This is a genomic window from Nonomuraea zeae, from assembly GCF_005889725.1.
Lineage (GTDB): Bacteria > Actinomycetota > Actinomycetes > Streptosporangiales > Streptosporangiaceae > Nonomuraea > Nonomuraea zeae.
The window spans coordinates 1-24631 of the sequence record NZ_VCKX01000056.1; the positions used below are offsets into that span (position 1 = coordinate 1).

The window sequence follows — 24631 nt, forward strand, 5'->3', positions numbered from 1 at the left end:
GCTCGGGGCCAGCGCCGCCAGGCGGCGTTGTCTCATGACGTACTGGACGAGGTCACACACCCAGTCCCGGTCTGTGCGCAGGCGCAGGTGGCTCGCCCCCGCCCGGCTCAGCCCCCGCGCGATGGCGTCCCGCTGCCCGGCCGCGGCCTCGGCGTACCTGCGGCGCAGGCGGGCGTCGCCGGTGGCGACCTCGCGCCGCCGGCCCGTCTCCGGGTCGATCAGCGTGAGGATCCCGACGTCCGGCAGGGTCAGCTCGCGCGGGTCGAGCACCTCCACGGCCAGCACCTGGTGCCTGGCCGCGAGCCGCCGCAGCGGCTGCTCCCAGGTCTCGGGCGGGTCCAGGAAGTCCGAGACCACGACGATCAGGCCCCGGCGCCGCACGACCCGGCCGAGCTGCTCGGCCGCCACGCCGAGCAGCGGCTCCGCCACCCCCGGCGGCGTCCTGCGCAGCCCGAACGCCGCCTGCAGCAGCGCCATCAGGTGCGGCCGGCCCGTCCTGGCGGGCAGCGTCCTGACGCCGCCGCCGTGCAGCAGGTGGGTGCCGATCCGGTTGCCGGTCCGCTGGGTGAGGAAGCCGACGGCCGCCAGCGCGGACAGGGCCAGCTCCCGCTTCTCCATCGTCGCGGTCCCGAAGTCCATGCTCGCGGTGGCGTCGAGCAGGGCCCAGATCTCCAGCTCCCGGTCGGCGACCAGGTCCCGCACGTGCGGCTCGCCCGTGCGGGCGGTGACGTTCCAGTCCATCCGCCGTACGTCGTCCCCCGCCTGGTACGCCCTGGCCTCCGCCATCTCACTCCCGGGACCGGGCACCAGGCCGAGGTGCTCCCCCTGGAGCAGTCCATCCAGCCTCCTGGTGATCGTCAGCTCCAGCCTGCGCAGCGCGGGCTCGGCCATCAGGTACGGCTTCATGCCACGGCTTCCTGCCGCTGGGTCCCCAGGTCCTGCTGGGGCGCGATGATCGGCATCGGGACCGCGTCCAGCACCCGGTCCACGATCTCCCGGGCGGACACCCCGTCGGCCAGGGCGTCGAAGGAGAGCACGAGCCGGTGCGCCATCACGTCGTGGGCCAGGTCCCGTACGTCCTCGGGCAGCACGTAGTCCCGTCCCCGCAGGAGCGCCAGCGCCCGACCGGCCGCGAGCAGGCCGAGCGTGGCCCTGGGGCTCGCGCCGAAGCCCAGCAGCCGTCGCACGTCCGCCACCCCGTACCGCTCGGGTTCGCGGGTGGCGTAGACGAGGCGGACGGCGTACTCGGCGACGGCGTGGTGCACGAACGCCTTCTCCGCCCGCCGCTGGAGCGCGACGACCCGCGCCGGGTCCAGGACGGGCTGGGCCGCGGGCGGGTCCACGCTCATCCGGTAGACGATCGCCAGCTCCTCCGATTCGCTGGGATAGTCCACGTCGATCTTCATCAGGAAGCGGTCCCGCTGCGCCTCCGGCAGGTGGTAGACGCCCTCGGACTCGATCGGGTTCTGCGTGGCCAGCACCAGGAACGGCCTGGGCACGTCGTGGGTGACCCCGCCGATGCTGACCTGCCGCTCGGCCATGATCTCCAGCAGGGCCGACTGCACCTTCGCGGGCGCCCGGTTGATCTCGTCGGCGAGCAGCAGGTTGACCATCACCGGGCCGAGCTCGACGTCGAACGTCTCGGTGGAGGGCCGGTAGATCCTGGTGCCGACGATGTCGGACGGCACCAGGTCGGGCGTGAACTGGACGCGGGCGAACGTGCCGCCCACGACGGTGGCCATGGTCTCGGCGGCGAGCGTCTTGGCGATGCCCGGCACGCCTTCCAGCAGGCAGTGGCCCTTGGCGAGGACCGCCACGAGCAGCCGCTCCACCATCCGGTCCTGCCCGACGATCACCCGCTTGACCTCGAACAGCGCCCGTTCGAGCAGCGCGTGGTCGGTCATGGCTGGACGACCTTCCTGTGGCAGTCGTCCACGACCACCCGCAGCTCCAGAGCGGTCGGCTCGGGATCGGCGAACGCGGCGCTCCCCGTCATGAGCACCGCGCCGGCGGCCAGCAACACAAGAGCGAAACGTGATGTACGCATGGGTTCCCTCGTCCCTCGTATCGGCGTAGAAGGCATGTCATCAGGCGGGCGAGAAAACCGGCGTAACCCTGCCCTTTACACGATTTTTCGGTTCACGGGGATACACCTCCGGCATGACGCCCATCCAGCGCTATCTCGCAGAAGAGGTGGCTCACGACCACGTCGACGGCCTGATCCCACGGCGTGAGGCGCTGCGGCGGCTCGCCCTGCTGGGACTGGGCCTCCCCGCCGCCAGCGCCCTCCTTGCAGCCTGCGGCGCGCCACCGGAGACCACGCCCGCGCCGTCGTCCACAGCCCCCGCCCCGTCCGCAACGGCCAGCCCGGCGGGGCCCGCGCCGCTGCCGACGGAGGCGATCACCTTCCCCGGGCCCGAGGGGACGACGCTGCGGGCCGCCTGGGCCGCGGCCGCGGACCCCAAGGGTGCGGTGCTCGTCATCCACGAGAACCGCGGGCTGACCGACCACATCCGCTCGGTCGCCGGCCGCCTGGCCGCCAGCGGCTACTCGGCGCTGGCCCTCGACCTGCTGTCCCGCGAGGGCGGGACGGCGTCGTTCACCGACACCGCGCAGGCCACCGCCAAGCTCGGGGAGATCACGCCGGAGCGGTTCGTGGCCGACATGAAGGCGGCGGTGGGCGAGCTGGTCAACCGGGCAGAAGGGGCGAAGCTCGGCATGATGGGCTTCTGCTTCGGCGGCGGGATGACCCGGCTGCTGCTGTCGTCGTCCGAGCCGCGCCTGGCCGCCGCCGTGCCCTTCTACGGGCCGCTGCCCGACAACGCCGACATGGCCGGCACCAAGGCGGCCGTCCTGGGGGTGTACGCCGAGCAGGACGACCGGGTGAACGCCTCCAGGGACGCCGCCAAGGCCGCGCTGGAGAAGGCGGGGCTCACGCACGAGCTGGTCACGTTCCCCGGGGTCGGGCACGCGTTCTTCAACGACACCGGCCAGCGGTACAACGCGCCGGCGGCGGCGCAGGCGTACGAGCGGGTCCTGTCCTGGTTCGGCCGCCACCTCGCGTGAGGAGCCCGGCCCACGCCGGACGCGGGAGGACGGCCACCCCGTGCGGGGTGGCCGTCCCGTGCGGTCGGCAGGTCAGCCGATCAGGTACTTCATCATCTTCTTCAGCGCCGCGTTCCTCTCACTGTCGGTGGCGATCTGCTCCAGGCCGAAGCCCACGAGCACGGTGTCCTTGGTGGCCACCGCCGCCGTCTTGTCGGCCTGCGCCCTGACGAAGTCCCCGGCGCCGGTCGGGCTGCCCGCCGGCGGTCCGGGGAGCGTCCACGGCCCGAGCCCGGTCTCGAAGCCCTCGGCCTCCAGGGTGCCCGCCGAGGTGGTGATCCTGGTGTCGTCCACGAACGCGCCGACGCCACCGGTGCCCGGGTCGGTCACGTAGCTGATCGACACCTCGACCTGCTGCCCCGCGTACGCGGACAGGTCGAAGGCCACCTGCTGCCAGCCGCCCGAGTTCTCGGTGAACCGGTTCCAGGATCCGCTGGTCCCGGTCGGCGTGCACGGGTTGCCCGGGGTCAGATAGTGCAGCAGCCACGGGTGCTCGTCCAGGTAGAACCCGGCCTCGCACTCCGCGGGGACGCCGGTGTCGGTGCCGCCGTTCAGGTCGGGCAGCGTGGTCCAGTTGTCCTGGCCGACCGTGTGGGCCTCGACGATGACGTTGTCGTAGCCGGGCTCGGTGTCGAAGGAGAGCTGGAAGGCCAGTCTCGGCTGCTGCGCCGCCGTCACGGTGCCCAGGTTGATCGTCCTGGCCAGCCGCATGTAGGAGTCGTCGACGTGCTGGCCCCTGACGTACCACTGGCCCTCGACCGGGTCGAAGGGCCCGCCCGCGCCGAGCACGTAGTCGGCCGCCGGAGTGCCCGTGAAGCGCGGCAGGTCCGTGCCCATCGGCTGCAGCACGCCCGCCTCGTCCAGCGGGTTGTCCACCGTGGCGGGACCGCCGAACGTGCCGTTGACCCCGGCCAGCGGACCCGTGCCGGTGAAGCCGGTCGGGCCGCTGCGCGGGATGCGCCCGCCGATGCCCATGTAGTACTGGGTGAAGTCGTCGGCCAGCAGCAGGCATTCGTCGAACAGACCCTGGACGGTCGTGACCACGCAGTCCCCGTCCGGGTTGCCGTCGATGCCGTAGTAGATGCCGCCGATGATCGTGTCGAGAATGCCGTAGTACGCGGCCGTCTCGCCGGTGTGGAGCAGCTTGCCGCCCTCGTTGAGGAAGTCGCGGATCGAGATGGTCAGGTCCTGCTGCGACCGCTTGACGTCCGCGTCGGGCAGGTTGCCGAGCGGCGTGACCGTGACCACGTCCTGCTGGTCCATGGACAGCCGGTTGTCGCCCAGCTCCCACACCACGGCCTTGAAGTGCGAGAGCACGCCCAGGTGGTGCGGCACGCCCTGGGCGTCCACGTCCCACGTCTCGGAGGCGTACCCGGCGGCCTGGAGCGACTGCTTGTACTTCGTGGCGTACTTGGGCGCGGTCACCGAGGCCGGATAGTCCGGGTTGAAGCCCGTATAGTCCTCGTTCGCCACCACCAGGACCTTGGCCGCGGAGTCCTTAGCCAGGGTGTAGGTGAAGTGCGAGCTGGAGACGATGCCGGTGCCCGGTTTGAGGCCCTGGAACCAGACCTCGACCTTGTCACCCGGTTTCGCCCCGCTCACGGTCGCGCGGTACTCGGCGAAGTAGAGATCGTTCTCGTCGCCGTACCGCTCGCCACCCTGCCATTCCGCCAGCGGCCTGATCTGGGCCGGGCCGTTGTTGATGCGGAAGCGCGCCACCTTGGCCAGCAGCGACCTGCGGGCGGTGACGGCCACCGGCTGCGGGTCGCCGTACGACACGCTGAAGGAGTCGGGGGCGAAGTCGGGCACCGTGCGCCCGACCACCGAGACCGGAGTGTCCGGCGTGAGCGCCGTCTTGGCGGTCGCCACCGCCAGCGGGACGTTCTTCAGGAACTCGGCCTGGATCAGCGCCTCGTCGTCGGGGAAGGTGAAGCCGAGGCCGCCCGCGCAGTCGGCGAGCTCCCACTCGTCGTTCGGGTCACTCTCGGCCGCCGCCTCGCAGGTGGACATCTCCGGCGTGATGGACATGGCGCCCCGCACGTTGGTCATCTGCCCGTCGAACTCACCGTTCGTGGTGTAGAGCTCGGCGCCGATGTCCGGGTCGTACGTCGGCACGGCCGGGTTGGCGTCGTCGCCGAGCAGCGCCTCGAAGATCAGGTCGTCCGGCGAGGGGGTGGCCTGCTGCCAGCCGACGCCGTAGAGGAGCAGCATGGCCGCCGAGTGGTAGTTCAGCATGTAGCGGAACTTCACCCGCTTGGCCAGGTTGTCGATCGCCAAGGTCTCCGGCTCCGACTGCGGCGACTTGCCGCGGAAGGTCTGGCTGGAGAACACGTTCGAGGAGCCCTCGTTGTCGTAGCCCCACTTGTAGGTGAAGTTGCGGTTGAGGTCCACGCCGTCGGCGCTGGTGAGCTGCCCGTCGCCGTCGTTGTCGCGCAGGTTCTTGCGCCACAGCCGGTTGTCGGGGGTGAAGGTGTAGTCGTAGCCGTCGGGGTTGAGCACCGGGGCGAACCACAGCTCGGTGGTGTTCACGAGCTGCGTCAGCTCGGCATTGGTCCCGTAGCCGTCGAGGAAGTGGTGCAGCAGCCGCCGGACCATCTCGGGCGTGATCCACTCCCTGGCGTGCTGGGCGGCCGAGTAGAGCATGGCCGGGCGCGTGCCGTCGGCCAGGCTGCGGGCGTTCCTGGTCACCTTGATCGCGGTGATCGGCGTGCCGTTGAGGCTGTTGCCGAGGTTGACGACCTTGGCGATGCCGGGCTTGGCGTTGGCCGCCGCGATCAGCTCTTCGCGGATGCCGCCGGCGCCCGCGTAGCGCTTGAAGACACCGTCGCCCTTCTGGGCCAGCCGGGAGGCGGCCGCGGTCTGGGCCTTCAGGGTGACGCCCTGCCCGGCGAGCCGGTCGGCCAGCGCGGAGGACAGGATCACCTCAAGGGTGACCTTGCCGTTCGCGCGTTTGACGATCCGCATCTCCTCGCGGTCGACGCCCGCCGCCACCAGCTTGCCGAGCTGGTCGGCGGTGAGCTCGCCGGTGTAGACGAAGACCCCGTCGGGCCCCGCCGACGGTTTCGGCACCGCCGAGGCGGGCGGGATCGCGAACGAACCGAGTAAGAGAAGCATTCCGGCGATCAAAATGAGCGTGCGCTTCATCGCGCCTCCGAGAGAGATCAGCCCCCGATTGCCGCAAAGGGATGCCCGCAATGTCCGCGTATGTCGGAGGCTTGTCAATCACGACGGCCACATCTGGTCAGTCTTCGCCTCGCGTGATCCGAACGGCGTCCGAAAACGTACGAGCCCGCGAAACGGCCAGGACTCGGAAAAATCCGGGTTTCCCCCGGAGGCCGTAATGGCGGACGGCCGGGAAACAACGCGGGCCGCCCGCCGGCAGTGCGGCGAGCGGCCCGACGGGAAACCGGTCAGTCGTTGAGATGCTGGCGCAGGTAGGCGTCCACGCCGTCGATCGAGATGCGCTCCTGGGCCATCGAGTCGCGCTCGCGGATCGTCACCGCGTGGTCCTCGATGGTGTCGAAGTCGACCGTGATGCAGAACGGCGTGCCGATCTCGTCCTGGCGGCGGTAGCGGCGGCCGATCGCGCCCGCGTCGTCGAACTCCACATTCCACCTGCGGCGCAGCTGCGCGGCCAGGTCGCGGGCCTTCGGCGACAGGTCGGCGTTGCGCGACAGCGGCAGCACCGCGGCCTTGACCGGCGCGAGCCGGTGGTCGAGCCGCATGACCGTGCGCTTCTCCAGCACGCCCTTGGCGTTGGGCGCCTCGTCCTCGCTGTAGGCGTCGAGCAGGAACGTCAGCGTGGCCCGGTCGACACCGGCGGCCGGCTCGATGACGTAGGGGACGTAACGCTCGCCGGTGTCCTGCTCGAAGAAGCTGAGGTCGACACCCGACGCCTTGGAGTGGGCGGTCAGGTCGAAGTCGGTGCGGTTGGCGATGCCCTCCAGCTCACCCCACTCCGAGCCGGTGAAGTTGAAGCGGTATTCGACGTCGACGGTCCGCTTGGAGTAGTGGGACAGCTTGTCCTTGGGGTGCTCGTAAAGACGCAGGTTGTCTTTGTTGATGCCCAGGTCGGAGTACCAGCGGAAGCGCTCGTCGATCCAGTATTGGTGCCACTCCTCGTCCGTGCCCGGCTTGACGAAGAACTCCATCTCCATCTGCTCGAACTCGCGGGTGCGGAAGATGAAGTTGCCCGGCGTGATCTCGTTGCGGAAGGACTTGCCGACCTGGCCGATGCCGAACGGGATCTTCTTGCGGGCCGACTGCTGCACGTTGAGGTAGTTGATGAAGATGCCCTGCGCGGTCTCGGGCCGCAGGTAGGCCAGGCCCGACTCGTCCTCGATCGGGCCGAGGTAGGTCTTGAGCAGGCCGCTGAACTGCCGGGGCTCGGTGAAGGTGCCCTTGTTGCCGCAGTTGGGGCAGGTGATGTCGGCCAGGCCGTTCTCCGGCGTCTTGGCGTTCTTCTCTTCGTAGGCCTCGATGAGGTGGTCGGCCCTGAAGCGCTTGTGGCAGGACAGGCACTCGGTCAGCGGGTCGGTGAACGTCTCGACGTGACCGCTGGCCCGCCAGACCTCGGGGGCCAGGATCACGCAGGAGTCGAGGCCCACCACGTCGTCGCGCGACTGGACCATCGACAGCCACCACTGCCGCTTGACGTTGTTCTTCAGCTCGACACCCAGTGGACCGTAGTCCCACGACGCGCGCAGTCCGCCGTAGATCTCGCTCGACGGGTATACGAGCCCGCGGCGTTTGGCGAGGCTGACGATGGTGTCCATGACGTCGGTGCGTCGTGCCATTTTGGTTGATTCTCTTTCCGGCTGGAGGTCGGCGAGGTGAAATCGGTGAGATCCCAGCTTAGGGGACGCCCGCCGCTCTCGCGCGCGGGTATCGCTAGGCCCCGTCCTGTGTATAGACATCCTCGTACGCACTGGGTTCGTTGACCATCAGGATCATCAATGGATACATCGCCATCCGTGCGGCGGAGAGCGCCCTCCGGTAGAAACCGGCGCCCTCCCATTCACTGACCAGCGCCCACAGATTGGGCTCATCGACCGAACGGGCCAGCCTGCCGCGCAGATAGCCCGGCTGGGCGGAGAACGCGTCGAGGATCGTGTGGCCCTGCTTGAGGAAGTCTTGGGACTGGGACTCTGGAACGGTGTATCGGATCACAGCGAGCACGCGACCAGCCTAGAGGCGCTGCGCCCGGCCCGATACGCCAATTCTCGCAGGTCCCCATGACGGGGGCCCGGGCCGGCGGGCGCTCCCGTAGGCTCTGGGGCGTGGCTCGTGACAACAAGCGCCCGCTCCCGCTGGGCGAGCAGTTCTTCACGCCGGGCGCGACCGGCGTGCGCAAGGCCGTGGAGCAGCGCAGCGCGGTGCCGATGACGTTCCTGTTCACGCAGGTGCCCCGGTGGGCGGCGCCCGCGGTGCTGGTGATCCTGCTGCTGGCCGGGTTCGCGGTGGCGAACCCGATCGGCGGGGTGGCCGTGCTGCCGGTGATCGTCTTCATCGGCTGGCTGGCCTACCTGTCGTGGCCGTCGCTGGGGATCGGCGGGAAACTGCTGCGGGTCGCCATGCTGACCTTTCTCGTCCTGCTGGCGGCGACCCGCTTCGGGGCCTTCTAGGCACCGGCGAACGCCCCTGCGGCAGCATCGTGTGGTGCTCCTACGGCAGCATCGTGTAGTGCGGGAAGTTGCCGGGCAGGCGCTCGTCGGCGTCCTGACCCGTGGTGGCGGCCCGCACCAGCAGCTCGCCGCCGACGAACGCGCCGCGCCACGACGCGCCGAGCCCGCCGAACAGCTCCTCGCGGTCGCCGCGCGAGCGCGGCTTGTTGTGCCCCACCTTGAACGCCCGCACCTCGGGCGCGAGCCGGTGGAAGGTCTCCTCCTCGTCGCAGGACAGCGTGGCCACCAGGGCGCCGTTGCTGGCGTTCATCGCCGCCAGCAGCTCCGCCTCGGTGTCCACCAGCACGAACGTGTCCACGGGCCCGAACGGCTCGGCGTGGAAGAGCGGGGAGGAGCGCGGCGGGTTGAGCAGGGCGGTCGGAGCCGCATAAGCGGAAATATCCTGTCCCGGCAGGAAATGTCCGGCAGCCAACTCCGCCCGATGCACCGGCACCCCGCCCCGCGCGACCGCCTCGTCCACCTGGTCGGCCAGTTCCTTGGCCTTCGACGCGTTGATCAGCGGCCCGAAGTCCAGCTCGGGCAGCGGATCGCCGGGCTCGGCGACCGCCAGCGGATGCCCGAAGCGCAGCGATCCGACGGCCTTGAGATAGGCGCCCAGGAACTCGTGGAACAGCGACCGCTGCACCACGAACCGCGGGTAGGCGGTGCAGCGCTGCTTGCCGTAGTCGAACGACCCGCGGATCTGCCTCGTGAGCAGGTCCCAGTCGCCGTACTCCCACACGCCCCAGCAGTTGAGCCCCTCCTGCTCCAGCACGTGCCGGCGCCCGAGGTCGGCCAGCCCGGTCGCCACCTTCGCCCCCGCGTCCCTGCCGCCGACGAACGAGACGCACCCCAACGTGCGGGCGCCCACCAGCACCGGCGACAGCTCCGCCCCTCCTCCGCTGACCAGCGTGAACGGCAGCCCTTCCCGGACCGCCAGCGCGCAGGCCAGGGTGAGGCAGCACAGCCCGCCGTCGGTGGGCGTCTTGGCGATCACCGCGTTCCCGGCCAGCGCCTGCACGAGCATGGCGTGCATGAGCACGCTCATCGGATAGTTCCAGCTCGCGATGTTGCTGACCGGGCCGGGCAGCGGCGCGCGGCCGGCCACCATGCGGTCGATCTCCGTGAGGTACCAGCGCACGCCGTCCAGGCACCGGTCCACGTCGGCGCGGGCCGTCTTCCACGGCTTGCCGATCTCCCAGACCAGCAGCAGCGCCAGCAGGTCGCGGTGCTCGGCCATGGACTCCACGGCCGCCGACACCATCGCCTTGCGCTCGGCGAGCGGCAGGTAGCGCCACCGGTTGTGCTCCTCGGCGGCGCCCGCCACGGCCCGTCCCGCGCCCGCCCGGTCGAGCCTGGGCAGGCCGGCGATGGCGGTGCCGTCCACCGGCGAGAACCCGGGCACCGGACGCCCGTCGCGGTGCCAGATGCCGCCCCAGTGGTTCAGCACCCGGTCGTCGTGGAAGGCCTCCGGCGCCGCCGAACAGCAGCGTTCGTAGGCGTCGCGCCAGGCCGTACCCGGCTTGAGCTGCATGCGCCCCTCCTCAGTCGGACCAGTCGGCGGTGATGAGCTCGGGCAGCGGCTCGAACTCCTTGATCGCCTCCAGCGAGGGCCCCATGGCGGCGTTCGCCTCGCGCTCCACCATCACCTCGACCAGCACCGGCAGCCGCTCCCGCGCGGACTCCGCCGACGCCCAGGCCAGCGCGTCACGCAGGTCGCCCGGCAGCTCCACCCGGCGCGCCGGGCAGCCGAACGCCTCCATCGCCTTGACGTGATCGATGCCGCCCTCGCCGTAGTGCAGGTCCACGGCGAAGTTCATGTCGTACGGGAGCTCGGCCTGCCGGATGAGGCCCAGGTACTCGTTGTTGATCATGATGATGACGAACGGGACCCGATACTGGGCCGCCACCGCGACCTCCTCCATGAGGAACTGGAAGGAGTAGTCGCCGACCACGGCCACGACCTGCCGTTCGGGATGGGCGAGCCGGACGCCCATGGCGGCGGGCACCTCCCAGCCCAGCGGTCCCGCCTGCCCGCAGACCAGGTAGCGGCGCGGCAGGTACGTGGTCTGGAACTGGCCGGACCAGATCTGGTAGAGCCCGATCGCGGTGACGAAGGTGGTGTCCCTGCCGAAATAGTCGTTGATCTCCTTGAACACCCTCGGCGGCTTGATGGGCACGTCGTCGAAGTCGTCGCGCCTGGCCATCGTGCGGCGCAGCTCGCCGATCCTGCTCACCCACTTGCCCGGCTCCTGCGGCCCCGAGCGGCCGCGCGCCTCGTCCAGCAGCCCCGCCAGCACCGGCCTGGCGTGGCCGACGATCCCCAGGTCGGGCTCGAAGACCCGGCCGATCTGCGTGGGCTCGATGTCCACGTGCACGAACGTGCGTCCCCTGCGGTAGACGTCGAGGTCGCCGGTGTGCCGGTCGCCGAAGCGGGCGCCCACGGCCAGCACGAGGTCGCTCTCCAGGAACGCGGCGTTGCCCCACCGCGTCTGGGTCTGCGTCCCGGCCATGCCCGCGAACAGCGGATGGTCCTCGGGGAAGGCGCCCTTGCCCATGAGCGTCACCTGCACGGGCACCTGGAGGTGCTCGGCCAGCGCGCGCAGCTCGTCGCAGGCGTCGGCGATGATCACCCCGCCGCCGGCCAGGATGATCGGCCGCCTGGCTCCGGCCAGCAGGTCCACGGCCCGGCGCACGACTCTGGGCAGCGGCTCCGGCACCTCGACGGCCAGCGGCGCGTCCAGCTCGCGGTCGTACAGGCAGGAGCCGCGCTGGACGTCGATCGGCAGGTCGATCAGCACGGGTCCGGGGCGCCCCGAGCGCGCGATCCTGAACGCCTCCCTGAACACCCACGGCGCCTGCGCGGGCTCCTTGAGCTGCACCGCCCACTTGGTCACCGGCCGGGCGATCTCCACGATGTCGACCGCCTGGAACGCCTCCTGGTGCAGCTTTGCGGTCGCCGCCTGCCCGGTGACGCAGATCATCGGGATCGAGTCGGCCATCGCGGTGTAGAGACCGGTGATCATGTTCGTGCCGGCCGGGCCGGAGGTGCCGATGCAGACGCCGACGTTCCCGGTCGCCCTGGCCCAGCCGTCGGCCGCGTGGGTGCCGCCCTCCTCGTGGCGCACCGTCACGTGCCGGACCGAGCTGTGCTGGAGAGCGGCGTAGAGGGGCAGGATGGCCGCGCCCGGGATGCCGAAGACGGTGTCCACGCCCTCCGACTCCAGCACCGCGACGACTGCCTCCATGCACGGAATGCGGTTCATCCATTGAGCCTTTCGATCACCTTGAGCAGGGCGGAGTGGTCGAGCGAGCCGTGGCCCTGCGCCCTGGCCGCGGCCACGAGCTGGGCGACCTGGCCGGTGAGCGGCAGGCTCACCCCGGCCTCGCGGGCGGCGGCGACGGCGATGCCCATGTCCTTGTGGTGCAGGTCGATCCGGAATCCGGGGGCGAACTCCCGCTTGACCATGGTGTGCCGCTTGAGCTCCAGGATCCTGGAGCCCGCCAGGCCGGCCGCGAGCACGTCGAGCCCGGCCACCGGGTCCACCCCCGAGGCTTCGAGCAGCACGATCGCCTCCGACACCAGCCCGTAGATGCCGCCGACGACGAGCTGGTTGGCCGCCTTCACGGTCTGCCCGGCGCCGGCCGGGCCGACGTGCACCACCGTCGTGCCGAGCGCCCACAGCACCGGCCTGGCCGCCTCGACGTCCTCCTCCGCGCCGCCCACCATGATCGACAGCGTGCCGTCGACCGCGCCCCGCTCGCCGCCGCTGACCGGGGCGTCCAGCACGCGTACGCCCTCGGCCGCCGCCCGCCGCGCGACCCAGCGGGAGGTCTCCGGCTTGATGGTGCTCATGTCGATGTAGAGGAGGTTCGGCCTGCCGTACTCGATCACCAGCGGCGCCACCTCCTCCACCTGCGGCGAGTCGGGCAGCATGGTGATCACCACGTCCGCGCCGCCCACCGCGTCCACCACGCTCGACGCGCCCTTGCCGCCCAGAGCGGCGAGTTGATCGACGCGCTCGGCGCTCACGTCATAACCGGTCACCGCGTGTCCGGCCTTGATGAGGTTGGCCGCCATCGGGCTGCCCATGATCCCCAAGCCGACGAACCCGATGTTCATGCCCGCCTCCAGTCGAACGCGCCCGGTCCCTCGTGCCGGTATTCCAGGCCCACGTGCCCTCGGTAGCCGGCCGCGGCCAGCCGGGCGAAGATCTCCGGGTACGGCATCCGCCCGCTGCCCGGCCGGCCCCTTCCGGGGTCGTCGGCGATCTGGACGTGGCCGAACCTGCCGCAGTGCCCGTCGATGAGCGCCAGCACGTCTTCGCCCATCCGGTGCAGGTGGTACAGGTCGGCCAGGAAGGCCACGTTGTCCCTGTCCACCTCGTCGATCAGGTCGAACGCCGCTTGCGACGATGTGATCGGATATTTCGGGTTTTCATGGGAGTTGAGGGCTTCGACGACCACGGTCGCGCCGATGCCGGCCGCCGCGTCCGCCGCCCTCCTCAGGTTCGCCACGGCCAGGTCCCTGTCGTCGCCCGGGCCGTTGCCGTACAGGGCGTTGAGCACCCCGCACCCGAGCTCGCCGGCCAGCCGGACCGCGACGTCGATGTTCGCCTGGAACCTGGCCGAGCCCTCGGGGCTGGACAGCAGGCCGCGCTCGCCGGCGGCCATGTCGCCGGCGTCGAAGTTCAGCCCGACGAGGCGGACCCCGGCGTCCTCGATGGCGCCGCGCAGCGCGGCCAGCTCCGCACCGCCCGGGTCGGGGGTATCGAACGGCCACCACAGCTCGACGGCGTCGAACCCCGCCTTGGCCGCCGCAGCAGGTCTCTCGACCAGGTCCAAGTCCGTCAGCAGTATGGACAAGTTAACGTCGAACCTCATGACGCCGCCTTACGGCCGAGTTCGGCCAGTGCTGAGCGCATGAGGCGGGCGGTTTCGGAGGGGGTGCGGCCGACGCGGACGCCGACCGCCTCCAGGGCCTCCTTCTTGGCCTGGGCGGTGCCGGACGACCCCGAGACGATCGCGCCCGCGTGCCCCATCGTCCTGCCCTCGGGCGCGGTGAACCCGGCCACGTAAGCCACCACCGGTTTGGTGACGCGGGCGGCGATGTAGGCGGCGGCCCGTTCCTCCGCGTCGCCGCCGATCTCGCCGATCATGACGATGGCGTCCGTCCCCGGGTCGTCCTGGAACGCCTGGAGGCAGTCGATGTGCGTCGTCCCGACCACCGGGTCGCCGCCGATGCCCACGGCGGTGGAGAAGCCGAGGTCGCGCAGCTCGTACATGAGCTGGTAGGTCAGCGTCCCCGACTTCGAGACCAGCCCGATCCGCCCGGCCGAGGTGATGTCGGCGGGGATGATCCCGGCCGAGGACTGCCCTGGGCTGATCAGCCCAGGGCAGTTGGGCCCGATGATCCTGGTGCGCCCGTTCGCCAGGGCGCGGAAGCGCACGGCGTCGTGCACGGGCACGCCCTCGGTGATGACCACGCACAGCGGCACCTCCGCCGCGACGGCCTCCTCCACCGCCGAGCCGGTGAACCGCGGCGGCACGAAGATCACCGAGACGTCCGCCCCGGTCTCCGACACCGCCTCCGCGACGGACCCGAAGACGGGCACCGTGCGCTCGCCGAAGTCCACGGACCTGCCGCCCTTGCCCGGCGTCACCCCGGCGACGACGTCGGTGCCGGCGGCGAGCATGCGGGTCGTGTGCCTGGTGCCCTCCGCGCCCGTCATGCCCTGCACGAGCACCCGGCTGTCCTTGGTCAGAAAGATCGCCATCACGCACCTGCCGCGAGTCTGGCCGCCGTCTCGGCGGCGCCGTCCATGGTGGAGACCTGCCGGACCGCCGGGTGCCTGGCGTCGCTGAGGATGCGCCGGCCCACCTCGGCGTTGTTGCCGTCCAGCCGTACGACGATGGGCCGGCCCAGGCCGCGCTCGCCGAGCAGTCCGAGCGCGGTGACGATGCCGTTCGCCACCGCGTCGCAGGCGGTGATCCCGCCGAAGACGTTGACCAGCACCGAGCGCACGCCGGGGTCGGCCAGGATGATCTCCAGCCCGTCGGCCATCACCTTGGCGGAGGCCCCGCCGCCGATGTCCAGGAAGTTGGCCGGGGCGGCGCCCGCGCCCGCCACCACGTCGAGCGTGCTCATGACCAGCCCGGCGCCGTTGCCGATGACGCCGACGTTCCCGTCCAGCTTGACGTAGTTGAGGCCCTTGGCCCTGGCCCGCGCCTCCAGTCCGGCGGCGTCCTCGGCGTACTCCCAGTCGTGCCGGAAGGCGGAGTTGCCGTCCAGGGTGACCTTGCCGTCGAGCGCCACGATCCGCTGGTCGGTGGTGCAGATCAGCGGGTTCACCTCGACCAGCAGCGCGTCTTCCGCGACCAGCACCCGCCACAGCCGCTCCAGCACCTCGGCGGCCTGTTCCGGCAGGCCCGCCTTGGCCGCGAGCAGCCGCGCGGTGTCCGCGTCCACCCCCGTCACCGGGTCGATCGGCAGGCGTACCAGCGCGTCGGGGTCGGTGGCGGCGAGCTCCTCGATCTCCATGCCGCCCTGGCCCGACACCATCGCCAGGAAGCCGCCCTCGGCCCGGTCCACGAGGAAGGCCGCGTAGTACTCCTCGAACGGCACGGTCGCGGCCTCCACCAGCACGCTGCGCGCGATGTGCCCCTTGATGTCCATTCCGATGACGCGGTCGGCCTCGATCTCGGCGGTGACCGGGCCCGCCGCGGTCCTGATGCCGCCCGCCTTGCCCCGCCCGCCCGTCTTCACCTGGGCCTTGATGACGACGGGGGTGTTCAGCTCGGCCGCGATCGCACGGGCCTCGGCGGGGGTGGCCGCCACCCTGCCTGCGGGAACCGGGATGCCGTGACGGCCGAAGAGCTCCTTCGCCTGGTACTCGTACAGGTCCATTCGAGCCTCCTTTGTAGACGGTATACCGTATGGAATATCCTCCGTCTAGGGTCTCGACAGAGCGTCTGTCTTCTGGATATTCCATACAGTATGGAGAATGCAGTAAGAGATTGGCGCGGCCGCTCGTACCTCCCCGGGCCCGTCCCCGCCGACCGCCCGCGCATGTTCTGGCTGGCCCTGGCGGCCATGGCCGCGATCAGCCCGCTCCAGTACGGCTACGCCGCCCTTCTCGCCAAGGAGGCCACCGGCCTGACCCTGCTCGCCGTCTGGATCGCCTGCCAGGCCGCCGGCGCGCTCCCGGCCCTGCACCTCGTCCGCCGGGGCCGCCTGAGCGTGCGCGCCTGCCTGGCCGCCGGAGCCGCGCTGAGCGGGCTCGGCCTGGCCACGGCGGGGCTCACCACGGGCGGGCCCGCCGCGCTCGCCGGATACGCGCTGCTCGGCGGGCTCGGCGCGGGCCTGGTGTACGGGGTCTGCGCCGAGGTGGTCGCCGCCTGGTACCCGGAACGACCGGCCGGCCGCGTGGGCCTGATCACCGGCGCCTTCGGGTACGGCGCGGCACCCCTGCTCGTCTGGGCCGGGATCGACCCGTCCGCCACGTCCACCGCCTTCCTGGTCGCGGCGGTCCTGGCGGCCGGCGTGATCGGCCTGGCCGCCCGGCACCTGCGGCTGCCCCCGGCCCTGTGGTGGCCGGGTGACGTGGACCCGCGCTCGCACGCCCTGGACGCGGCGCGGCTGCGCACGACCCCGGAGGCGGCCAGGCAGTTCCGGCTGGCCCAGGCGCTGCGCACGCGTACGCTGCCCGCGCTCGCCCTGATCCTGACCTGCGCAGGCGCGGTGTCGGTGTTCGACGTGATCGTGGTCGCGCGTACCGGGTCGTGGGGCGCCGTGGCCCTCCTGGTGGCGCTCAACGGGGCCGGCCGGTCGGTGGCGATGCGCTGCTCGGAGGTGTTCGGCCGCCGGCGCGCGCTCGCCGCGGTCCTGACCTCGCTCGCCGCCGGCCAGCTCCTCCTCGCGATCGCCGCCGCTCCCGCCGTCGCGGCCGGTGCGACCGGGAGCGCGGATGGAGGCGGCGCGCCGCTGTGGGCCGGGGCCGTCCTGGCGGGGCTGGGCGGCGGCGCGTTCTACCCGCTCGTCGCCAGCCTCGTCCGCGAGCTCTTCGGCACCGAGCGCGCCGGCGAGATCCACGCCGTGGTCTACAGCGCCAAGGCCCTGGCGGGAGCGGGCGCCGTCGCCCTGGCCTGGCTCGCGCTGGCCGCCCCGGCGAGCGCCCTGCTGGCCGCCGCCGCCCTCGCCGCGCTGCCCGCCCTGGCCACCCCGCGCCTGCGCCTGCCCGGCCTGCCGGTCACGCTGCCCTTGTGATGAGACTCACGACCGCAGGCAACCCCCGGACGGTATGCTGTAGGCAGTCGACGAAAAACTTTAAAGCTGCTCTGGAGACACGAACATGTTGCTGTCGGATCAGGCCGGTCAGACGGCGGCCGCCAAGATTCCCCGCCCGGCCACGCTCAGGGAGAGCGTGATCGAGGCTATCCAAGAGCTCATCGTCTCCGGCCAGCTCAAGCCCGGCCAGCACCTGGTGGAGAGCGAGCTGGCCGAGCTGCTCGGCGTGTCCAGGCAGCCGGTGCGCGAGGCGTTGCAGCAGCTCAGCGGCGAGGGCTGGGTCGACCTGCACCCGGGTCAAGGCGCGTTCGTGCACGTCCCGACGCTCGCGGAGGCCGACCAGTTGCTCGCCGTGCGCACCCTGCTGGAGACCGAGTCCGCCCGGCTCGCCGCCCAGCACGCCGGCGAGGAGGGCGTGAAGCAGCTGCGCGCCATGTGCGCCCGCGGCATCGCGGCGGTGGAGTCCGACGACGTCGAGTCCGCCGTGGCGACCAACTCCGAGCTGCACGCCCTGGTGACGGCCCTGTCGGGCAACGCGGTGCTGGCCGAGCTGACCAGCCAGGTGGCCAGGCGGGTGCGGTGGTATCACACGCCGGTGGCCCGCCAGCGGGGCATGGCCTCGTGGGAGGAGCACACGTCGCTGATCGACGCCATCGAGGCCGGCGACGAGCGGCGGGCCGCGAAGATCATGCGCGAGCACACCGAGCACACCCGCGCCTCCTACATGGAGCAGCGCGAGAGCGAGCCGGTCGAGCCCGCGCCCAAGCCGGTGCGGCGCCGCCGACCGCGGCAGCTAGGTTGACCTGACGTTCACAGAAATCCACATGCTCCGAAACACCTCGGGTAGAGGATGGAGCCGAGAAGACAGGAGGTGCATGACCATGAAGGCGTTCATCCGCTTTCTCCTCGGTGATCCCGCGGGCCAGGCGGCGGACGGCAGAGCCATCGGCCTCGGGCTGAGCACCGCGCTCAAGAAGCACTACTCCGCCGACGACGCCGATCGCTACCTGCGCGAGTGGGCCGCCGCCGGCCAGGACGCACCGCACAAGAGCCCGCGCCACTGAGCCGCGGCAGGGGCGTCTTCGCCCCCGCGCGGCTGAGCAGCAGGCCCGTCACGAGTCCGCCCGCCAGCAGCCGGCCAGCCCCGGCAGGGCGGCCCGTCAGCGCTCGGCAGGCTCCGGCTCCACCTCCTTCGCCTTGGCGTCGCGAGCCGACTTGAGCAGGCTCAGCACCGTGGTGACGGCGAGGGTGCCGACGATGACGCCGAGAGAGACCAGGATCGGGATCTCCGGCGCCCACGACACGCCGTCGTGGTGCAGGGCTTCGAATATCAGCTTCACGCCGATGAAGGCGAGCACCACCGACAGCCCCTTGCTCAGGTAGACGAGCCGGTCGAGCAGGCCGCCGACGAGGAAGAAGAGCTGCCGCAGCCCCATGAGGGCGAAGGCGTTGGCGGTGAACACCAGGTAGGGCTCCTTGGTGAGCCCGAAGATGGCCGGGATCGAGTCGAGCGCGAACAGCAGGTCGGTGGTCCCGATGGCGACCATCACGATCAGCATCGGCGTGACCATCCGCCGGCCGAGATGCACGGTGAGCCGGGCGCCGTGGTAGGTGTCCGTGGTGGGGAGCACCCGGCGCACCGCGCGCAGCGCGACGTTCTCGGAGAACTCCGCCTCCTCGTCCTCGTGGCCGATCAGCTTCCACGCGGTGTAGACGAGGAAGGCGCCGAAGACGTAGAAGAGCCAGTCGAACCTGTTGACGGCCTCCGACCCGGCGGCGATGAAGCCGCCGCGCATGACCAGCGCCAGGATGATGCCGATGAGCAGCACCTTCTGGCGGTACTCCCGCGGCACCTTGAACCTGCTCATGATCAGCAGGAAGACGAAGAGGTTGTCCACGCTGAGCGAGTACTCGGTGATCCAGCCGGCGAAGAACTCCCCTCCGTGCGCGGGGCCCGACAGGATCAGCAGGCCGATCCCGAAGGCCACGGCCAGGCCCACGTAGAACGACACCCAGCCCACGCACTCCTTGAACGAGGGCTCGTGCGGGTTGCGGGCGACGAGGTAGAAGTCGAAGGCGAGCACGACGCAGAATCCGCCGATCGTGGCCAGCCAGATCCACAGGGGCAGGTCCATCGCCGGCACCGTCATCGACGCGCTCCCTTCCGCGCACGCATCATCTGGGCAAAGCGGAGATAGTGGTCGAGCAGCCCCCTTGCGAGCGGGTTGTCACCGGCGCGGCGGACGAGCCAGTGCGGCATGAGGCGTTCGTGCATCCAGAGGAAGCCGATGGCGAAACCGAGGCTCACCATCACCTGAAAGGCCAGGAACGGCAGGACGCCGTCGGCCAGGCCGCCCACGCCGACCAGGCTCTCCTGCATGAGCCGGGCCACGGGGAAGGCCACCAGCCAGTAGAGGCCGACGGGCCCGAAGGTGCCGGGCCGGAACACGCCGTGGCCGAGGAGCACGCCGTACAGACCGCCGAAGAGGGCGAGCGGCACGGCGAGCGCCAGGGCCGACAGCGCGGCCATCCCGGTGGGCTGCCCCGCGAACAGGGTCAGCCCACCGGCCATGGCTCCGGCGACGGCTCCGATCGACGCCCCTGGCAGGGCGAGTTCGAGGCTGTGCCGTCCGCCCATCAGCCCACGACCACGCCGTAGGCGAACAGGCTGTAGAACAGCATGCCGAGGTAGAACACCGCACCGAACCCGATGATCACGTTGGTCCACCACTTGGGCCTGATCGGTTTCGGCAGCATGCGGTTGTTCACGAGGAGCAGCGTCACGCAGTACGCGCCCATCGCGAACGTCGACAGGAACGCCAGCGTGTCCAGGATCCCGCTGGGCCCGTCGGCCGGCCCGAACAGCAGGATCAGGATTCCGAAGAGGATCACGCCCCAGAGGAAGACGCCGTACAGGCGGGACATGCCCAGCTTCTTCGCCCCGGGGACGAAGTTGTAGGTCATGTCGGCCTGTCCCCTGGAGAAGGAGTCGAACAGCCCCAGCGTCGCGTTCAGTCCGATGAGCGCGATGAACCCGAGGAACACGACCCCGAGAACAGAGCTGCCGGCCGAGGAGACGGCGTCGGACATGGCGCTCAGCGCCACCTCCCGGTCGTCACCCTGGATGGCCGTGCGCACGGCCGGGTTCTGCCGCACCGCCGACTGCGCGATCACCGTGAAGGAGATCGTGACGAGCATGGTGATGCCCCAGAACAGCAGCAACGCGTCGAAGGTGACCCAGCGCCGCCAGCCCTTCCACTTGGCCATCTCGGCCGGGTCCTCGGTGTCGAACATGAACCCGCGCGCGGGCATCTCCTCTTCCTCGCCCGCGTGCCGCAGCCCGCGCACCTTCGGGATGTGCACGCCCATGCCGGCGCCGGAGTCACGCAGGTGCAGCGTGTACCACATCTGCTGCATGCCCGACGGCCCGGCGAACGCGCACGCCCCGACGATCACGGGGAACCACGCCGCCGACATCGCCTCTGACGGCAGGTAGCCGAAGGAGAACATGCCGGTGATCGTGGAGGCCACGTCGCTCCAGGAGCCCACCATCGCCGCGACCACCGACGTGCCGAGCACGAGAGCGCCGATGAGCAGCGACAGCACGTTTTCGAGCAGGTTGTAGATCACCTTGGCCAGGGTGAAGACCACGCCGACGAGGACCAGCCCGACGATCGCGGTCACCATCCAGGGGATGCCGGTTATCTCCTCGAACGCGGCCGCTCCCGCCGACAGGTGCCCCGGCCAGATGTAGACGGCGATGGCCACGATGAAGAAGAACCACATCAGCGGCTTGAACACCCTGGCCGCGCCGGAGAAGATGCTCTCCCCCGTCGCCATGGCGTAGCGCGCCATCTCCAGCATCACCACGGCCTGCAGGGTGACGCCGATCAGGAACAGCCACCTGATCTCGGGCCCGAACAGCAGCACCAGCCTGGGCCACATGTACGACTCGCCCATGCCCACGCCCAGGGCGACGAGGAACACCGTCGGCCCGAGAATGTGCACCGAGGGGGGCGCGTCGGGGAGCTTCCTGATGGGCATCGGCTCAAGCCGGCCCGCTTTCCATACTCGTTGATCCTCGACCGGCGGCGTGGCCGTCGCCGGTGGGGTGTTCGATGTGTCCACCTACGGACCTCCTGGGGGGTTTGTTGCCTTTCTCGTCCGCTGCCCCGAATAGCCCCCTCGCCTGGATGGCTGCTTCGCTCGGCTCTTAGCTCAGCAGTCCGGCGGCCCTGGCCCAGCGGTACTTCGCACCGAGGACCGCCACGGGCTTCTCAGTCGTGTACGGATATGCGACCACGCCATGCTCGAACAGGTACTCGCTGGCCTCCTCAACCTCGGTGTCGCCGGCGAGCGACGCCACGACCGGCTTGACGTTGCCCTTCGCCCGCTCCTCAGCCACCACACGGGCGATGAGCTCGGCGAAGACCATCGGCGGCGTCACGATTGTGTGCCAGTAGCCGAGGACGAGCGCGTGGATGCGCTCGTCGGCCAGCCCCAGCCGGACCGTGTTCTCGTAGGTCGAGGGTGGTTCGCCGCCGGTGATGTCGATGGGATTGCCCGCCGCGCCGAACGGCGGGATGTACGCGCGGAACGCCGTGTCCAGGTCGTCCGGGATCTCCATGAGGGTCAGCCCGGCGTCCACGATGGCGTCGGACAGCAGCACGCCCGAGCCGCCCGCCCCGGTGATGATGACGACGTTCTCGCCCTTGGGCGCGGGCAGGATCGGCAGCGCGCGGGCGTACTCCAGCATGTCGTTGAGCCCGGGCGCGCGCACCACCCCCGCCTGGCGCAGGATGTCGTCGTAGACCTTGTCGTCGCCGGCCAGCGCCCCGGTGTGCGACCCGGCCGCCCGCGCGCCCATGGCGGTGCGCCCGGCCTTGAGCACGATGACCGGCTTCTCCTTGACGACCCGGCGGGCGGCCTCGACGAAGCCGCGCCCGTCCTTGAGGTCCTCCAGGTGCATGGCCACGGCCTTGGTGTTGTCGTCCTGCTCGAAGAAGGTCAGCAGGTCGTCCTCGTCCACATCGGCCTTGTTGCCGACGCCGACGATGGCGGAGACGCCCATCTTGGTGGTGCGGCTGAAGCCCAGGATGGCCATGCCGATGCCGCCACTCTGGGAGGTCAGCGCCACGCTGCCCTTGACGTCGTACGGGGTGCAGAACGTCGCGCAGAGGTTCTCCGGCGTGTAGTAGTAGCCGTAGATGTTGGGGCCGAGCATCCGCACGCCGTGCCGGCGCGCGATCTCGACGATCTCCTTCTGGCCCTCGACGTTCCCGGTCTCGGCGAACCCCGACGGGATCATGATCGCGCCCGCCACGCCCTTCTGCCCGACCTCCTCCAGCGCCGGCGCGACGAACTTGGCGGGGATCGCGAACACCGCCACGTCCACGTCGCCCGGGACGTCCGAGACGCTCTTGTACGCGGTCAGCCCCATGATCTCGTCGGCCTTGGGGTTGATCGGGTAGATCTGCCCCTGGTAGCCGCCGTTGATGAGGTTGCGCATGACCGAGTTGCCGATCTTGCCGCTTTCGGCGGAGGCGCCGATCACGGCGACCGAGCGCGGTTTGAAGATCCGCGTCATCTGCCGCAGGATCTCCTCGCGCGACAGCCGGACGACCTCGGCGGGCGGCTCCCCGATGAGGATCCGCACGTCGGCGGCGACCGCGCCGTCCGCGTCGGCGAAGACGGGGTTGAGGTCCACCTCGGTGATCTCCGGGAAGTCGGAGACCAGCCTGCCGACGCGTTCGATCAGCCCTGCGAGCGCCGCCCGGTTGACGGGCGCGGCACCACGGACACCGCGCAGCACCTCAGCCGCTTTGATGTCGTCCAGCATCGCAAGGGCATCATCACCCGAAACCGGGGCAAGCCGGAAGGTCACGTCCTTGAGTACTTCAACCAGGACACCGCCCAGGCCGAAGGCGATGACCTTGCCGAAGGTGGGGTCGGTGACGGCGCCCACGATCACCTCGTGGCCGCCGCCGACGAGCTGCTGCACCTGGATGCCGTCGATCTTGGCGTCCGGGTCGTGGGCGCGGACGTTGGCGAGGATCCGGTCGTAGCCCTCGCGCACCTCCGCCTCGGTCTTCAGGCCGACGAGGACGCCGCCGGCGTCGGTCTTGTGCAGGATGTCGGGCGAGACGATCTTCAGCACGACCGGCAGGCCGATCTCCCCGGCCAGCCGCGCGGCCTCGTCCGCCGAGGTGGCCAGCCCTTCGCCGGGGGTGGCGATGCCGTACGCCTGGCACAGCCCGCGCCCCTCCGGCGCGGTCAGCGCCGTGCGTCCTTCGGCGAGCGCCTTCTCGATGACTTCCCGGACCGCACTGCTGGTGGTCGCCACTAGATGACTCCGTTCGTCTTCAGCTCGGCCAGCTCGTCCGTGCCGACGCCGAGCTCGCCGTAGATCTCGTGGTTGTGCTCGCCGAGCAGGGGCGGGGTGACGACGTCCACCGGCGAGTCGGACAGCTGCAGCGGGCTGCCGACGGTCACGAACTCGCCGCGCTCCGGGTGCTCGACCGTGACGACGATGCCCTCGTCGCGCAGCGACTCGTCCTCCACCAGCTCCTTGGTGGACAGGATCGGCCCGCAGGGGATGTTCTCGGCGTTGAGCCGGTCGAGCACCGACCACTTGTCGTGGCGGATCGTCCACTCCTCGATGAGCTGGAACATCTTGTCCAGCTTGGTCAGCCGGGCCTCGGGGGTCGCCCACTCGGGGTCGTCGGCCAGCTCGGGGCGGCCGATGATGGACGACAGCGGCTTCCAGCCGACCGGCTGGACGATCACGTAGATGTAGTCGTTCGGGCCGCCGGGCGCGCAGCGCACCGCCCAGCCGGGCTGGCCGCCGCCGCTGGCGTTCCCCGATCGGGGCACCTCGTCGGTGAACGACTTGTTCGGGTACTCGCGCAGCGGGCCGTGCGTCAGCCGCTGCTGGTCGCGCAGCTTGACGCGGCACAGGTTCAGCACGGCGTGCTGCATGGCCACCTGTACGCGCTGACCGCGGCTCGTCCGCTCGCGCTGGTAGAGGGCGGCCAGGATGCCGGCGACCGCGTGGATCCCGGTGCCCGAGTCGCCGATCTGGGCCCCGGTGGCCAGCGGCGGGCCCTCCTCGAAGCCCGTGGTGCTCATCGAGCCGCCCATCGCCTGCGCGATCACCTCGTACGCCTTGAACTTGGCGTACCTGCCGGTGCCGAAGCCCTTGATCGAGGCGTAGATCAGGCGGGGGTTGAGCTCCTGGAGCCGCTCCCAGGTGAAGCCCATGCGGTCGACCGCGCCCGGCCCGAAGTTCTCCACCAGGACGTCGGCGCTCTTCACCAGCTCGGTGAAGATCTCCTTGCCGCGCGCGCTCTTCATGTTCAGGGTGATGCTGCGCTTGTTGCAGTTGAGCATCGTGAAATAGAGGCTGTCGACGTCGGGCACGTCGCGGAGCTGCTGGCGGGTGATGTCGCCGGTGGGGGCCTCCAGCTTGACCACGTCGGCACCGAGCCAGGCGAGCAGCTGGGTGGCCGAGGGGCCGGACTGGACGTGAGTCATGTCGAGGACGCGGACACCTTCGAGAGCCTTCATGTCGAGAAAC

General features: G+C 70.6%; 22 protein-coding genes. 5 read left to right on the plus strand and 17 right to left on the minus strand.

The window, feature by feature from the left end:
- From ETD85_RS19635 to ETD85_RS63190, 3 genes are all read right to left on the minus strand, one after another.
- Positions 1–906: DUF58 domain-containing protein (locus tag ETD85_RS19635; protein ID WP_138691193.1), on the minus strand; the 906-nt coding region annotated here is incomplete at its 3' end.
- Positions 903–1904: an AAA family ATPase gene (locus tag ETD85_RS19640; protein WP_138691194.1), complete on the minus strand. Its 1002-nt coding sequence runs from the start codon at positions 1902–1904 to the stop codon at positions 903–905. The genes ETD85_RS19635 and ETD85_RS19640, both read right to left, overlap by 4 nt.
- A complete protein-coding gene (locus tag ETD85_RS63190) occupies positions 1901–2047 on the minus strand; it encodes a hypothetical protein (RefSeq protein ID WP_170246750.1) in 147 nt (48 codons plus the stop codon). The genes ETD85_RS19640 and ETD85_RS63190 overlap by 4 nt, the downstream gene beginning before the upstream one ends.
- Before the next feature lie 113 nt (positions 2048–2160).
- Between ETD85_RS63190 and ETD85_RS19645 the strand changes: the two genes are divergently transcribed.
- Positions 2161–3066, plus strand: coding sequence for a dienelactone hydrolase family protein (locus tag ETD85_RS19645; protein ID WP_138691195.1), 906 nt, complete (start codon positions 2161–2163; stop codon positions 3064–3066).
- 72 nt (positions 3067–3138) lie between these two features.
- On the opposite strand, the gene ETD85_RS19650 is transcribed toward ETD85_RS19645, so the two are convergent.
- From ETD85_RS19650 to ETD85_RS19660, 3 genes are all read right to left on the minus strand, one after another.
- A complete protein-coding gene (locus ETD85_RS19650) occupies positions 3139–6219 on the minus strand; it encodes a M14 family metallopeptidase (RefSeq protein ID WP_206058411.1) in 3081 nt (1026 codons plus the stop codon).
- Between the two features lie 296 nt (positions 6220–6515).
- Positions 6516–7901, minus strand: coding sequence for a glycine--tRNA ligase (locus ETD85_RS19655; RefSeq protein ID WP_206058412.1), 1386 nt, complete (start codon positions 7899–7901; stop codon positions 6516–6518).
- Positions 7902–7995: 94 nt separating this feature from the next.
- Positions 7996–8283, minus strand: coding sequence for an antibiotic biosynthesis monooxygenase family protein (locus ETD85_RS19660; protein ID WP_138691197.1), 288 nt, complete (start codon positions 8281–8283; stop codon positions 7996–7998).
- Between the two features lie 101 nt (positions 8284–8384).
- Between ETD85_RS19660 and ETD85_RS19665 the strand changes: the two genes are divergently transcribed.
- A complete protein-coding gene (locus tag ETD85_RS19665) occupies positions 8385–8729 on the plus strand; it encodes a DUF6703 family protein (protein WP_138691198.1) in 345 nt (114 codons plus the stop codon).
- Positions 8730–8769: 40 nt separating this feature from the next.
- Here ETD85_RS19665 and ETD85_RS19670 read toward each other — a convergent pair whose 3' ends face one another.
- From ETD85_RS19670 to sucC, 6 genes are read right to left on the minus strand one after another with little or no spacing between them, the layout of a single operon-like run.
- Positions 8770–10302 (minus strand): aldehyde dehydrogenase family protein, encoded by a 1533-nt coding sequence (locus tag ETD85_RS19670; protein WP_138691199.1) that lies wholly within the window; start codon positions 10300–10302, stop codon positions 8770–8772.
- A gap of 10 nt (positions 10303–10312) precedes the next feature.
- Positions 10313–12034, minus strand: coding sequence for a glyoxylate carboligase (gcl, locus tag ETD85_RS19675; RefSeq protein ID WP_138691200.1), 1722 nt, complete (start codon positions 12032–12034; stop codon positions 10313–10315).
- The gene (locus ETD85_RS19680) at positions 12031–12891 is read right to left on the minus strand and encodes a 2-hydroxy-3-oxopropionate reductase (RefSeq protein ID WP_138691201.1); all 861 of its coding nucleotides are present in this window, start codon (positions 12889–12891) and stop codon (positions 12031–12033) included. The genes gcl and ETD85_RS19680 overlap by 4 nt, the downstream gene beginning before the upstream one ends.
- Entirely contained in the window at positions 12888–13652 is a 765-nt protein-coding gene (locus ETD85_RS19685; RefSeq protein ID WP_138691202.1) for a hydroxypyruvate isomerase family protein, read from the minus strand. The genes ETD85_RS19680 and ETD85_RS19685 overlap by 4 nt, the downstream gene beginning before the upstream one ends.
- Complete coding sequence (gene sucD, locus ETD85_RS19690) at positions 13649–14545, minus strand: succinate--CoA ligase subunit alpha (RefSeq protein ID WP_138691203.1); 897 nt, start codon at positions 14543–14545, stop codon at positions 13649–13651. The genes ETD85_RS19685 and sucD overlap by 4 nt, the downstream gene beginning before the upstream one ends.
- Positions 14545–15675, minus strand: coding sequence for an ADP-forming succinate--CoA ligase subunit beta (gene sucC, locus ETD85_RS19695; protein ID WP_138691204.1), 1131 nt, complete (start codon positions 15673–15675; stop codon positions 14545–14547). Before sucC ends, sucD begins: the two co-directional genes overlap by 1 nt.
- A 90-nt stretch (positions 15676–15765) precedes the next feature.
- On the opposite strand from sucC, the gene ETD85_RS19700 reads away from it, so the two are divergent.
- From ETD85_RS19700 to ETD85_RS19710, 3 genes are all read left to right on the plus strand, one after another.
- Positions 15766–17034, plus strand: coding sequence for an MFS transporter (locus ETD85_RS19700; protein WP_138691205.1), 1269 nt, complete (start codon positions 15766–15768; stop codon positions 17032–17034).
- Positions 17035–17119: 85 nt separating this feature from the next.
- Positions 17120–17857, plus strand: a complete 738-nt coding sequence (locus ETD85_RS19705; RefSeq protein ID WP_138691206.1) for a GntR family transcriptional regulator — start codon at positions 17120–17122, stop codon at positions 17855–17857.
- Between the two features lie 79 nt (positions 17858–17936).
- Positions 17937–18119, plus strand: coding sequence for a hypothetical protein (locus ETD85_RS19710; protein ID WP_138691207.1), 183 nt, complete (start codon positions 17937–17939; stop codon positions 18117–18119).
- Between the two features lie 96 nt (positions 18120–18215).
- On the opposite strand, the gene ETD85_RS19715 is transcribed toward ETD85_RS19710, so the two are convergent.
- The 5 genes from ETD85_RS19715 to frc all read right to left on the minus strand — a co-directional run bounded on the left by ETD85_RS19715 (position 18216) and on the right by frc (position 24621).
- The gene (locus ETD85_RS19715) at positions 18216–19190 is read right to left on the minus strand and encodes a TerC family protein (protein WP_138691233.1); all 975 of its coding nucleotides are present in this window, start codon (positions 19188–19190) and stop codon (positions 18216–18218) included.
- Positions 19191–19201: 11 nt separating this feature from the next.
- Positions 19202–19693, minus strand: coding sequence for a hypothetical protein (locus tag ETD85_RS19720; RefSeq protein WP_138691208.1), 492 nt, complete (start codon positions 19691–19693; stop codon positions 19202–19204).
- A complete protein-coding gene (locus ETD85_RS19725; protein WP_240779252.1) occupies positions 19693–21183 on the minus strand; it encodes an Nramp family divalent metal transporter in 1491 nt (496 codons plus the stop codon). The genes ETD85_RS19720 and ETD85_RS19725 overlap by 1 nt, the downstream gene beginning before the upstream one ends.
- 85 nt (positions 21184–21268) lie before the next feature.
- Positions 21269–23398, minus strand: a complete 2130-nt coding sequence (locus ETD85_RS19730; RefSeq protein ID WP_138691209.1) for an acetate--CoA ligase family protein — start codon at positions 23396–23398, stop codon at positions 21269–21271.
- Positions 23398–24621: a formyl-CoA transferase gene (gene frc, locus ETD85_RS19735; protein WP_138691210.1), complete on the minus strand. Its 1224-nt coding sequence runs from the start codon at positions 24619–24621 to the stop codon at positions 23398–23400. Before frc ends, ETD85_RS19730 begins: the two co-directional genes overlap by 1 nt.
- Positions 24622–24631: the final 10 nt, after the last annotated feature.